The organism is Methylobacterium sp. Leaf93, assembly GCF_001422345.1.
Lineage (GTDB): Bacteria > Pseudomonadota > Alphaproteobacteria > Rhizobiales > Beijerinckiaceae > Methylobacterium > Methylobacterium bullatum.
The window spans coordinates 223,011-235,753 of record NZ_LMMS01000012.1 but is presented as its reverse complement, the minus strand read 5'-3'; the positions used below and the strand labels follow the sequence as shown (position 1 = coordinate 235,753).

Annotated in this window: 10 protein-coding genes; 3 read left to right on the top strand and 7 right to left on the bottom strand. The window is 63.6% G+C overall.

Features of this window, described 5'->3' with window-relative positions; translation table 11 throughout:
• Positions 1–15: 15 nt before the first annotated feature.
• Positions 16–846, top strand: a complete 831-nt coding sequence (locus ASF26_RS09715; protein ID WP_056252741.1) for a flagellar motor protein MotB — start codon at positions 16–18, stop codon at positions 844–846.
• Positions 847–855: 9 nt separating this feature from the next.
• On the opposite strand, the gene ASF26_RS09710 is transcribed toward ASF26_RS09715, so the two are convergent.
• Both ASF26_RS09710 and ASF26_RS09705 read right to left on the bottom strand, forming a co-directional pair.
• Positions 856–1,353 carry a CAP domain-containing protein gene (locus ASF26_RS09710; RefSeq protein WP_156462932.1) on the bottom strand — a complete coding sequence of 166 codons (498 nt, stop codon included), beginning with the start codon at positions 1,351–1,353 and terminating at the stop codon, positions 856–858.
• 36 nt (positions 1,354–1,389) lie between these two features.
• A complete protein-coding gene (locus ASF26_RS09705) occupies positions 1,390–4,062 on the bottom strand; it encodes a DUF3772 domain-containing protein (RefSeq protein WP_244475881.1) in 2,673 nt (890 codons plus the stop codon).
• Positions 4,063–4,707: 645 nt separating this feature from the next.
• On the opposite strand from ASF26_RS09705, the gene ASF26_RS09700 reads away from it, so the two are divergent.
• Positions 4,708–5,256: an HNH endonuclease gene (locus ASF26_RS09700; RefSeq protein ID WP_056252736.1), complete on the top strand. Its 549-nt coding sequence runs from the start codon at positions 4,708–4,710 to the stop codon at positions 5,254–5,256.
• Positions 5,257–5,632: 376 nt separating this feature from the next.
• Here the strand turns inward: ASF26_RS09700 and ASF26_RS09695 are convergent, their stop codons facing one another.
• From ASF26_RS09695 to ASF26_RS09685, 3 genes are all read right to left on the bottom strand, one after another.
• Positions 5,633–6,460, bottom strand: coding sequence for an outer membrane beta-barrel protein (locus ASF26_RS09695; RefSeq protein WP_056252730.1), 828 nt, complete (start codon positions 6,458–6,460; stop codon positions 5,633–5,635).
• A gap of 218 nt (positions 6,461–6,678) precedes the next feature.
• The gene (locus ASF26_RS09690; RefSeq protein WP_056252728.1) at positions 6,679–7,536 is read right to left on the bottom strand and encodes an outer membrane beta-barrel protein; all 858 of its coding nucleotides are present in this window, start codon (positions 7,534–7,536) and stop codon (positions 6,679–6,681) included.
• Positions 7,537–7,762: 226 nt separating this feature from the next.
• Positions 7,763–8,614 (bottom strand): outer membrane beta-barrel protein, encoded by an 852-nt coding sequence (locus tag ASF26_RS09685; RefSeq protein WP_056252723.1) that lies wholly within the window; start codon positions 8,612–8,614, stop codon positions 7,763–7,765.
• Positions 8,615–8,843: 229 nt separating this feature from the next.
• Here ASF26_RS09685 and ASF26_RS09680 point away from each other — a divergent pair, with 229 nt between their 5' ends.
• Entirely contained in the window at positions 8,844–9,167 is a 324-nt protein-coding gene (locus tag ASF26_RS09680; protein ID WP_056252719.1) for an MmcQ/YjbR family DNA-binding protein, read from the top strand.
• Here ASF26_RS09680 and glmM read toward each other — a convergent pair.
• Positions 9,164–10,504, bottom strand: a complete 1,341-nt coding sequence (gene glmM / locus ASF26_RS09675; protein WP_056253332.1) for a phosphoglucosamine mutase — start codon at positions 10,502–10,504, stop codon at positions 9,164–9,166. The genes ASF26_RS09680 and glmM overlap by 4 nt on opposite strands.
• Positions 10,505–10,602: 98 nt before the next feature.
• Positions 10,603–12,681: a hypothetical protein gene (locus tag ASF26_RS09670; protein ID WP_056252716.1), complete on the bottom strand. Its 2,079-nt coding sequence runs from the start codon at positions 12,679–12,681 to the stop codon at positions 10,603–10,605.
• Between the last annotated feature and the right edge of the window lie 62 nt (positions 12,682–12,743).

Here is a 12,743-nt window from a genome sequence, read left to right as displayed (position 1 = left end):
AGAGGGTAACCGGCCGTGGCCAGGAAGAAGCGTGGGGGCCATGGCGGTCACGGTTGGTTCGTGACCTTCGCCGATCTGATGGCGCTGCTCATGAGCTTCTTCGTGATGATCGCGGCCTATTCCACCCAGGACCAAAAGAAGATGCAGGCCGTTGCCGGCTCCATGCGCGATGCGTTCGGCGTCAATAAGGAATCGCGTTTCGCAGGCATCATCGAGGTGAACGGACTTCCGACGCCAGGGCATATCAAGAACCGCCGCGACATCCCGCCCGAACAGGCCACCGATCGGCCTAAACCGCCGGAACTTGAAGCGAGCGCTACTGAGGGTACCCCTGACAGCGGCTACCCGGAGGCGTTTGGTCTAGCCGCCGCGAGCCTGCGTCAGGCGATGCAAGACATGCCTGAGATCGCGGAGCTTTCGAAGAACGTCATCGTCACTCCGACGCAGAAGGGCCTCGACCTTTCCCTGGTGGATCAGGACGGCAGCACGATGTTCCCGAACGGGTCGAGCCGCCCGAACGACCGGACCCGGCGTCTTTTGGAGAAGCTTGCCCCCGTCATCCGCCAATTGCCCAACCGCATCGCGGTGACGGGCTACACCGCGACCGACAGGCCTGGCACGCGCCCCCCTGCCCCACCCTGGGAACTCTCGGCCAACCGCGCGATCAGCGTGCGCGAGATCCTCGCCGGTGCCGGTGTGCCCGACGATCGCTTCGCTTCGGTCTCCGGCAAGGCGGATACCGAACCATTGTTCCCGGACAATCCGTATCTCTCCTCGAACCGCCGCGTGACGGTGACACTCATGAGCGAGCCGGCACCGACGCCGCGTTCGATGAAGCTGCCCTGAGAGGGGGGCTCACTCGGCGACCAGCAGCGCCCAATAGACCTTGTACTTCGAATTCGGAGCATAGGCCGTGGCGATGCCCATGCGTGTCGCCCGAGGAGCCAGCATGACGGCGTTATGAGCCGGGCTGTCGCGCCATCCCGAGAAGGCCTCCGCCAGGGTGTGGTAGCCGGCGGAGAGATTGGCCTGCGCGCCTGCATAGCCGAGCCGCTGCACCGCGACCTTTACCGTCTGGGCCTGGCTCGGCTTGTCGGCGGCCGCCATCGCCGCTGCCTCGGCTTCGGCCAGACGCTGCAGGTCCGGGTCGATCCGTAGGGGGGCACCGCCGCTTCGCGCACGATAGGCAGAGATCATATCGCGTGCGGTGGCCGTATCGACCGATGCGCCGGAGGTGGTCATCGGCCAGTACAGGCTCGGGAGCGCACCGGTGGTCGGTGCTTCCTTGGCGCAGCCGGATAGCGCCAGACCGCCCAGAAGCGCGAGGCCGAACATCCGGAATCTCATCGTCATCGTTCTGGCCCCGCCTTCATCGTCGATCGTGTCGGTCTACGACACCTCCGCAGGGCTCCTCCGCCGGTTCGGTTCACGGGGCGTTGCCGAGCGCATCGGCTCGGCTTCCTCGTTTGCTGAAGGGCTGACCTGCCGGTCATCGACCTCCTCCGCTTGAGCCGGCCGATCCTGGCTCCGGTTTTGCGCGAACACGCCGGCGATCTGCCCGAGCGCGGTCTGGACCGGCTCCAGGCCTTGGACGGTGACGACGCTCGATCCGGGACCGAGGGCCGGGATGAACCCTGCGCCGGACAAGGCCTGAAACACGGAAAAGTTCAGGTCGCTCGTGACCTTCAGGCCCATGCTCACATCGACGATCATCGCGATCAGTTCGAATTCGAGGAAGGGATCGCCGATCTTGCGGAACACCACTCGCGGCGCCGGCTCCTTCAGCACGTCCGGATGGGCAGAGGCGCAGGCCACCAGCATCTCGGCGGCACGGACCGGATCCTGGTTGCGTAGGACGTTGACCGTGATGGTGACGCGGCCGGTGCGATCGCCTCGCACCCGGTTCTTCACGATACCCGAGATGAGGTTCGAATTTGGCACGATCACCGCCGAACGGTCGAAGGTCTGGATCTCGGTGGAGCGCACCGAGATGCGCTTCACGATGCCCTCGCTGTCGCCGATGAGCACCTGATCGCCGACGCGGATCGGGCGCTCCCACAGCAGCAGCAGGCCCGAGACGAAGTTGTTGACGATGGACTGAAGGCCGAAACCGATACCGACGGAGAGCGCACCGGCGACGATGGTCAGCTTTTCGAGGCTCAAGCCTAGATAGGAGAAGGCCAGCGCCAGGGCGATCAGGAATCCGCAATAGCCGGTGATGGTGGAGATGGAGTTGCGCAGACCGGCGTCGAGGTCGGTGGCCGGCAGGTAGGTCTGTTCAAGCCAGCGCTGGACGGCGCGGGTGATGACGACGCCGATGACGAGAAGTCCCACCGCATAGGCGATGGTGGAGAGCGAGATCGTCACGTCTCCGACCTTGAAGCCGAAGAAGGCGCTACGCACGGAGGTGAAGACGTCGGTGGAATCGAGACCCCACGGCGCCAGCGCCAGCAAGGCGGCCACTAGGATTAGAACCACTCGGGCGAGTCCCGTCGACAGAACGGCGATCTGGTTGATCGAGCGTTTGCGCAGGCCAGTATTGGCCTGAAGCGCTGTGGCGAAGCGTGTCTCGTCCTTGAGCGTACCGCCGATGAATGTGTCGGCGCTGGAGATGAGCAGGTAGAGGAGCGCGATCAGGCACGCCGTCCAGACCAACTGGTCGATGAGGAAGGCGGCGAAGGCGACATAGCCAACGAGGGGCGCGATGCCGATGACGATGACGGCCGCCCATCCGAGGAGGCGCGCCGGCCCGCCGATCGTGGTGGTGGATTCCGGCGCAACGTAGGGACCGAAACACGCCTCCTCCTTATCCGCCGTGTCGGCGAAGCGATGCAGGCCGATGGCGAGGATCAGGATGGTGGCAAGGGCACCGATGCCACGGGTGGCGATGGAGATCGACAGGGCGGCGTAGATGCCGGAATTGAGCGCCTCGATGGACTTCACCACGGTGATCACCGTGGCGATGCCGACGGCGAGCCGCGTCAGCCGCGACGCCGTCGAATCGCTGAGCGGAGCCGGACGCCAGGACGGTTTTTCCGGCGACAGCAGCGCATCGCACAGGGCCTCGACGAAGGCGATGAAGGCGAGGCCGCCGAGGATGGCGCCGGCCACCGGCATGAGTCGCTGCGGCAGCAGGTCCGTGGAATCGAGAGCGTAATAGACGGCGTAGCTTCCCACCACCGCCGGCACGGTGCCGAGGAGGAAGACGCGCCAGGCCGCCATCAGCTTCATGCGCTGAGTCGGATCGACCACGCTCTGGCTGCGCCGCCCGAGGCGCGGGGCGATGTTCCGGCGTCCGAAATACAGCGCCACGGAGATGCCCAGAGCTACCCCGAGTAGGAGGAGATTCCAGATTGATCCGTTGCGGCCGAACAGGCCTGCGATATCGGTGACGGCGGCTTGGAGAGCCCGTATGTCGCGCGGGACATCGTCGGCGATACGCATCCAAAGGTCGGGATTCACCAGTGCCGACGAGCGCTCGAACAGGCCGCGAGTGAAAGCCGCCCTACGCTTGTTGGTGATCTGGTCAATGATCTGGTCGCTCTGCACGAGGAGCGATTTCGCCAGCCGTTGTGTCTCGTCGATCTCAGCGACCGCATGTTCGCGCTCGACCCGCTCCTTGGCGACGTCCTCGCCCTCCTCGCCTTCCTTCGGCTTCGGGCCGAGCTGCGTTAGGCGCTCGCGGGCGGCTTCGAGGCGAGGGGTGGTGGCATCGATGATTTGACGGATTCGGTCTGCAATGGCGTCGAGGCCGTCGCGTGCTTTCAGCAGGTTGGCGGGATCGACGTTGCGGCCTGCAAGAAGCTTCTCGCGCTCGTCGAGATTGGCCTTGGCTTCGTCGAGCCGGTCGCGGACATTCTTGATCGCCTCCGACACCGCCTGTTTCGGTGCTGGCGGCTTCGCGGCCGGAGCGGGGGCTGTAACAGCGGGTGGGACGGCGGCGGGCGGCGGCTTTGCCGGCTCCGTCTGCGCGGGGGCGGCGGGCGCCGCCTGGGCCAGAACCGGAAGGGGATTCAGTAGGGAAGCACCCATCCACGCGGCAAGGAGCGCTGCATGTCGCATTCTGCCCTTCATGAATCCCAGTTCCATGTCGTTCCTTTCATCGGCTCAGAACGCCCGCCCCTCTGGCGTCGGCAGGCGGACCCCGGCGCGTGGGGCAGGCACTTGCAGGCCCCGTCTCCGGCAAGAGCCGTGGTCATCACGGGAGCGCCAGCGAAGGCACCTCACACGCCGAGAGCGGCCGCGGGTCAAAAGTCGGATCGTCGGATGGCCGATCAATGGGGCGAAAGGGTGCCGCAGACACATCATTCGCTGAGGCGGCCCGAAAGATTGTGGGCCGCGACGTCGGGGATCGACCGGGCAACCTTCACAAGCGTGTCATGCTGATATTAGACTACCGTGCAATGGACAGAGCCTTTTCGTATCGACGCGAGGAGGTGGCGTTGGCCGTCCATGTTGATGTGCCTCGCCACGAACCGGGCGTTCCCGCCCGATGCGACCGCTTTTGGCTAAGCCCAGGCCGGTCCACCCTCCCCGATCATCTGTTCTCTTCGCATCCTGTGCCGGTCCGGCGACCGAGATTTGTTCGTCGGATGCCAAAGTCGAAGACCGAACTGCCGGGACCACCGATCTTTCATCATCCGGGGACGATGCCGCGCCGTAACGCGTTGCGTCGTCCCTTCGTCGATCCGTCAAGAGAGTAGCGCCATGCTGGATCTCCAAACGCTCGTCCTCAACGCGGATTACCGGCCGCTTTCGTATAATCCGCTGTCCTTATGGTCCTGGAAGGACGCTTTCACCGCCCTGTTCCTCGACAGGGTCACGCTTGTGGCTAGCTACGATATCGAGGCCCGCTCGCCGAGCCGCGCCCTGCGGGTCCCGAGCGTCGTCGCCCTCAAGAACTACGTGACCCTGGCGCGCAGTCCGGCCTTCACGCGCTACAACATCTACCTGCGCGATACCTTCTCCTGTCAGTATTGCGGACTTCGGATGCCCTCGGGCGGGTTGACCTTCGACCATGTCATTCCGCGTTCGCGGGGCGGCTTGTCGAGCTGGGAGAATGTCGTCGCCGCCTGCTCACCCTGCAACCTGCGCAAGGCGAATCGTACTCCGGCGGAAGCGGAGATGCCGCTCCTGCACGAGCCTCACCGGCCGACGCGGCATGAACTCCATCGTCGCCAGCCGGAATTCGATCACCGCGAATACCACCACACCTGGCTGGACTACCTTTACTGGGACAGCGAACTGGAAAGCTGACGCCGGTCAGTCGTGGGAAAAGCGCGGTGGAGGTTCGTTGTAGACTGGTGCGTTGGGGTTGTGTGTGGGAACGAGACTAAGGACGACCGGCGGAGCGTACATGGTTCTCATGGCGCGCGGGGCCGGCCGGTAACAACCGTCGCGATGTGGTATCCGAGACGATAGTACGGCGCGATGGCGATGAGCATGCTGGGGGTGATCGTATCCGACATGTGAGCAGTTCCGTCGCCCGCCTGCCTCGGCATGCGAACCCGAGGTAAGCGCGATGGCCGCCATGCCGGTAGCGAAAATGTACCTGACCACCGCGTAACCTCTTAGAGCTTTGAGCCGGGTCGCCATGCGAGTGTCTCGGGTAATCCTCGCGACCGGAGACTGCTTAGAACTTTATGCCAACCGCGCCACGAACCGTATTGACGTTCACCTTTACGTCTCCAAATTTGGCGAACTGGAGGTATTGGTATTCACCACGCACGAAGATGTTTTGTGTAAGGAGGTAATCCCCGCCGATCCCGAGCGCATATCCGAGGCTGTATTTCTCTTTGGTGGTGCCACCGCTTTCGCTCAGGCCGCCGACGAGATTCGTCCGGTTGATGTCCGAATATTCCCTGAGATCGACGCTCACGTCATTGCCGACCACGGCCCGACCTATCGCCAACCCGGCAGTCACGAAGGGTAGAAATGCCCCCACCGGGTAACCTGCTCGCATGCGTATCGTCGCATAATCCTGAAGGCTGGCATGCGCGGCGGTGGAGATCCTGTAAATATCATAGGTTCCATTGCTGAGCATCACGCGCCGGGTGAGGCTGTCCTCTGATCGTCCCTTTTGATTGACGCTGGAATAATCGACCTCCAGTCCAATGACGGCCTCGTCGAATTGGTAGTTATAGCCGGCAAACCCTCCAATCCCGACATCGTGGGGGCGAGCAGGCTTCAGGGTATTGCTGCCCGAGATGCGATACTCGCTCTCGATTGCAGTGCTCCGAAGGATCTGCGCGAGATCCGATTGTCCGGACGGTCCGAAATTGAGTGACGTGGTCGTGTAGCCGGCATGCCCGCCGAAATATCCACCGTTCCAATCGATTTCGGCCGAGGTCGGCTCGTAGTCTGGACCACGTAGCACGCCATAGTCGAGATCGGCGGCATGGGCGGCCGGAAGCCAGCCGAGAGTGATGCAGGTCAGGAGTGCAAGGGTGACGGTACGCATTGAGGTCGTCCTCAGGGCTGCAGCCCGACTGTTCTTCCTGAACCTTGCGTCCTTTCTATTACAGTAACCTTAATGGTCCGTTGCATTCAGCTTTAATGGATAACGGCGAAGTTTATTCTCGTGGTCGTATGACGAGAAAGCCCGCACGGCGCGGGCCGGGCGGGCTTTAGGCGTGTATGTATAAGGCGCCCGAAGGTCCCGGCGCGCCGCGCCCTGCCCTACTCGTAGGGATTGCTGCCACCGTAACCGCCGCCCCCGAAGGCGGCGGCACCGCCGGCGAAACTGTAGCGCAGGCCGACGCGAACCTCGTTGGCCGAGATGTCCTTGAGGCGGGTCCCGAAGCCGAAATCGTCAAGGCCCGTCTTGGCGCGGCCGAGATTGACGTAACGGTAGTTCGCATCGATCGCGAAGCCCGCGCCGATCTCGTAGGAAACGCCTCCGGTCAATGCCCAAGCCAGCGACGTGACCGAACCGTTGCGACGTGCGGCAGCGGGGCGAGGGCCAACCACCGGGCTTCCGTCACAGAGCACGGGAACGGTGCAGGTCGTCTGGGTATAGGCGTTGCGGAAGTCTTTCTGCGCGATACCGATACCGCCGCCGATGTAAGGAGTGAGTCCCCACCACGTGCCGAGGTCCGCATAGACGTTCACGAGGGCCGTCAGCACGTCGAGCTTGCCGGCTTCGACGTTGTACCCGTTCGCGAAGTTCGAACCCGACGAGTAGGTGCTGAAGCGGCTGGGCAGGCGCTGGTCGATGGTTGCGTCCATGCGCAGCCAGTTGTTGAAGCGGTAGCCGATGCCGCCGCCATAGCCGGGCTGATGGCTCAGGCGCAGCCGCACCAGGGGCGGCGTGCCCGGTTCGACCAGCGTCGCGTCCTTGGGGTGATCGAAATAGCTCTCGGTGAAATCTGCGCGCAGGTACCAACCGCTGCCGATCTGGACCGGGGCGGGAGCCGGCGGAGGTGGCGGCGGCGGCAGGAGGTCCGCGGCGAGAGTCGGCGCGGCAGTGCCGATCGCCAGTCCAGCGAGGATCGCAGCGAGGGCTGCGGTGCGGTATGGGCGGGGCGGAGTCATCATGGTCCTCACGGAGGCATCGGCCGGAAAGCGCAGGTTACGGGTGCATGCCGGCGAGGGGGTCGACTGACCAAGATGATGAATTTAAAAGGTTATGATCGCCTTAACCCTAACGGCGCGTCAGCTGGAAAAGACAAATCGCGGCGGCGTTAACCCGGCGGTCGTGCGCGCATGAACGAAAACGGCGCGGATACCGATCCGCGCCGTTTTCGTGGTGTCATTGATAAATTCAGTATTTACGGACGATCGGTTCCGGCATCGGCTGATACTCGACCGCCGGAGCAACGGCGCCGCCGAGGATCCAGCGCATGCCGACCTTCACATCATGCGAGGCGATGTCCTTCAGGTGGTAATCCGTTTTGCAGAAGGGCGGCGCGTCGCAGGTGATCGTGCCGGTCTGCGCTGAACCCATGTTGAGATAGCGATAGGCCAGCTCGAGCTTGAGGTTCGGCGTAATCGAATAGCCGAGACCGGCATGGGCCGCCCAAGCGAAACTGAGCTTCTGCTTCTCCGGACCCGAGCCAAAGCCGCCCTGATAAAGGCCTTGGCCGTTGTCGGTCACGCCGCCGAACATGTGGTGGGCAAAGCCGACACCTGCGCCCACGAACGGGGTGACGCCGTAATATGTGCCGAGATCGACGTAGCCGTTGGCCATGCCGACTACTGAGGAGAACTTCCCGGACGTGCGATTGATGCCGCCGCTCGGCGTCTCGGCCGCATAGAAAATCCATTTCGCTTCCGAGCGGTACTCGCCGGTGAAATCGAAACGAAGCCAGGAATTGGCCTGATAGCCGATACCCGCGCCCACGAACGCCTGGTTGCCCAGATAATCCTTGAGGACATTGTACTTGTACGGGATCGGAGGGATGGTGACGTCCTTCGCGACGGTGTGCCCTTCGCCCAGAATACCGGCACCGGCGTCGCCGCGCAGATACCACGCCCCGCCGATCTCGATCGGCGGGGGCAGCGGCTCGGGCGGTAAAGTGGGAAGCAAGTCGGCGGCCTGCGCGAAGCATGGCGCTCCCACGCTCGCAAGGAGCGTGATCGAGCGCGCCAAGGCAGAAAGCTTGGAACGGCGCATAATGGATCCTTCAACTCGATCGTTCGGCTGAAGTGTGGGAGCACCAGCCTGGATGACGACCCCATCATCCGTCGGATGAGTTAAATCGTGCTTAACGTTAAACGTTAGCCTTTCCGAACCGTTAGAGTCCAAAGCCCTACTGCAACTTGCAGAGGATATCGACGCGTCGCAGGACTTGCATTCGCGCTGCGTTTCGCTGGTTGTCGCGAGTAATGAGGCGGAGAAATCAATGCGTCCTGAAGACGTGCGCGCCCTGGCGCTAATGCTGCCCGGGGTGGAGGAAGGCGCCCATATGGGCCATCCGGATTTTCGCATCGGCGGGCGGATCTTCGCCACCCTCTGGATCGACGATGAACGCGTTGTTCTCAAATTTCCGGCCGAGCATCAGACGCTCTTGGTCGAGGCGGAGCCGGACCTGTTCGACCCCGTTCCCGGCGCATGGGGGCGGCGTGGCTGGACCAACCTGTCCCTGGATGGGGCGGATGAGGAGATGCTCAGAAGAGCTCTCCTCACGGCATGGTGCTACCTCGCGCCGGAGGCGTTGCGTGATTAGGCCGCGGCCTTGGCGACGGCATCGACGATATCGTCCACCACTTCCGTGACGAGGCTACGGTCATCGCCCTCTGCCATCACACGAATGACCGGCTCCGTGCCTGAGGGCCTGATGACGACGCGGCCGGTCTCACCGAGACGCTCGCGGCCATGGGCGATGGCTGTGACGACCGCATCCTGCTGAAGCGGCGTGCCGGAGCGGTAGCGCACGTTCTTGAGGATTTGCGGCAGCGGGTCGAAGCAATGGCAGACTTCGCTCACTGGCCGCTCCTGGCGCTTGACCACGCTCAGAAGCTGGAGTGCCGCCACGAGACCGTCCCCGGTGGTGGCGTAATCCGACATGATGATGTGCCCCGATTGCTCACCGCCGAGATTGTAACCGTGTTCACGCATGTGCTCGAGGACGTAGCGATCACCGACCGCCGTGCGAGCGAGGCCGAGGCCGATCCCGCCGAGGAACCTCTCGAGGCCGAGATTGGACATGATCGTTGCGACGATGCCGGGCTGGGTCAGCCGGTCGTCGTCCTTCCAGGAGCGCGCCACGACGGCCATCAACTGGTCGCCATCCACCGACTGGCCCTTCTCATCGACGATGAGAACACGGTCCGCGTCGCCGTCGAGGGCAATGCCGATATCCGCCCGCAACTCCCGCACCTTGGCGGCAAGGGCCGCAGGTGCCGTCGAGCCGACATCGTGGTTGATGTTGAAGCCGTCGGGGTCGACACCGATGGCGATCACTTCTGCGCCGAGTTCCCACAGAGTTTCCGGCGCGACGCGGTAAGCTGCGCCGTTCGCGCAATCGACCACCACCCGCAGGCCGTCGAGGGTGACGTTGCGGGGCAGCGTGCGCTTGGCGAATTCGATGTAGCGGGCGTGCGCGCTCTCGATCCGCTTGGCGCGGCCGAGATCGCGCGGGCCGGCAAGCTTCTTGTGCAGTTCCCCGTCGATCAAGGCTTCGATGGCGCGCTCGACATCGTCGTTCAGTTTGAATCCGTCCGGGCCGAACAGCTTGATGCCATTGTCCTCGAACGGATTGTGCGAGGCGGAGATCATGACCCCGAGATCGGCGCGCATGGAGGGGGTGAGCATGGCCACGGCCGGCGTCGGCATGGGGCCGAGCAGCATCACGTCCATGCCCACCGATGTGAACCCCGCGACGAGGGCCGTCTCGATCATGTAGCCAGATAAGCGGGTGTCCTTGCCGATCACGACCCTGTGGCGGTGATCGCCCCGCTGGAACACCAATCCCGCCGCCTGCCCTACCTTGAGGGCGAGTTCAGGGGTGATCACCCCATTGGCGCGGCCCCGGATGCCGTCTGTGCCGAAATACTTACGCACGTTCTTCAATCCTGATCGTCACGGCCCGTCATAGCCGGTTTCGTTTCGCTGAATGGTATCGAAGCATGGCAAACGAATGGTGCTGCGTCCCAGTGCGGTCAAGCTTCGTCGCGGGTGAGGAGGCCGGTGAAGCCGGTAATGATCAGGGAAACGAGGACGGCGCCCTCGATCTGCTCTGCGATGCTGAAATAATACAGCGCCACCCCTCGCCAGGTCGCCGTGTTCACCCGCCAAAACCGGTCCGTGCCGGCATCGAAGAGCGGCATGAAGGTATCGAACGAATAGGCCAGCGGATCAAAGGCCGGGTAGAGGTTGACGAGCTTATCCCTCGCCTCGTCGCTGCTCGTGACGCCCGGCACGAAATCGGCCGCCGCCGTTCGGACGAAAATCTCACCGTCCTGGCAGAGACGTGGCCCCGCTTTGCAGGATTCGAAGGCAGCGCCGGTATAGACGGCGGCCCAGACCACGATGACCACAACCGACCAGCCCACGGCCTTCCATGGATTGAACCCATAATCGGCCAGGACGTGCAGCAGCCAGTTGATGCAGCGCAGGAACCACCCGGTTTCACGCGCGTGCCGCTCGGCCACGCGGCGGGCGATTGCGATGCGGTGAGCATCCTCCTCGTAACCCTGGCTGGCCAGCACCTTGGCGAGATGGCGCCAAGGTTGCGGGCGAAGCCGGGTGACGAGATCGTCGCGGGATTGCCCGCGGAGCCAGCGCTGCCTCGCCGTATGCGTCGGCAGCGAGGGCACTGCGTCGCCGTCTGGATTGTCTAGATGCTGGTATTCGAACCCGTCGAGGATGAGGTGATCGGCGTCGCGATCCTTCGCATCGCGAAACCTGTCAGGACCGAGACTACGGTGCAGAGGCACAGGAACTGGCCAGGCGGAGGCAAAATCCACATAGGTGCCCACCTTCAGCCGGGAAAGATCGACGATTCCGCGCGGGCGTCCGCATGCCGGATACCGCATGTCTGTGGCATCAGGCATGATCAGGTGCGAAATATTGGATTCGCTGAGATCGAGGGCAACGAAGCGCAAGGGATCGTCTTCAAAGCTCGCCACCCCATGCGCAGCTTCGCCGTAAGTGTCCTGGGCAATCGCGCTTGACAGGATGTGGCTGCCGGAGAGATCGAGGGAGCCGCGAATCTCGCCCCCCGAGAGCAGGATCGCACCGGTGACATAGGCGTCGCGCCCTATGATGAATCGTCCCTTCGTCTCGATGCCGCGCCCATCGAGCGCACCGGACGGGCCACCCGTCAGAGTGCCTCCGCTGATCTCGAAATGATGCTCTACGGTTGCGCGGCTGAAATTGAGGCCGCCGTTGATCGTGCTGGGAATGGGGACGTTGTCAGGTCCGACACCGCCGCGCAGGATGACGCTGCCGATACGGCTGCCCTGGGCATTGATGGCGGTACCGTTCGGTTGATGGAATGTCGCCCCCTCGGCGGCAAACTGCGCGGCAATGTGAGCGCTGACGAGGTGGCAGGTGCCCATGATGGTGGCGCCATCGAGGAAGATCCCCGCTACCGTCATGTCCTGCACATCAATGGCATCGCCGGCGGGGTTGTCGAAGACCGCACCCACGGCGACGAATTGCCCTCGGATCGTCGCACCGAGGAAGCGGCACCCTCCCTTCACCGTCGCATGATTGAGGAAAGACCCAGCCATGGAACTGCGCTGGGCGTTGATCGCATCTCCATTGGGGTGATCGAACACGGCTCCGTCTGCCGTGAATGTGCTGGCGATCGAGGCTCCGCTGATATCGCAGGTGCCAGTGAAGGTGGCATGAGAGATGAAGAGCGGTCCGGCAATTGTCACGCCTTGAGCCGACAAGCCGTTACCGATGCGGCTCTTCTCGAAAGACAATGTCCGCGTATGGCTGTTGCTGATGTCGATGCCGTCCGGGATCTCCGCATCGTCGATCCAGAGCGGTCTGACAAGGTAGCGGTCGGCACATGCAAGGAGGCCCACGACACGGCCGCCGACGAGCCGCACGCCCTCGGGAGCCACGGGCCAGTCCGTTCTCTCGGCGCAGACGAGAGCCCGGATCACGCTGGCGCGGATGGCCTCCTCGGGGGCGAGCCTCAGGATGTCGCCTGCACGGCCGGCCTCCACGAGACGGTGTTCCGGATCAGTCAGTTCACCGATCGCGTCCTGTGCCGCTTCGTACATCGATAGTGGCGCCTTATCGCGACGATGGACACGGTCGACCCGTACCTCGCCATAGTGTCGAT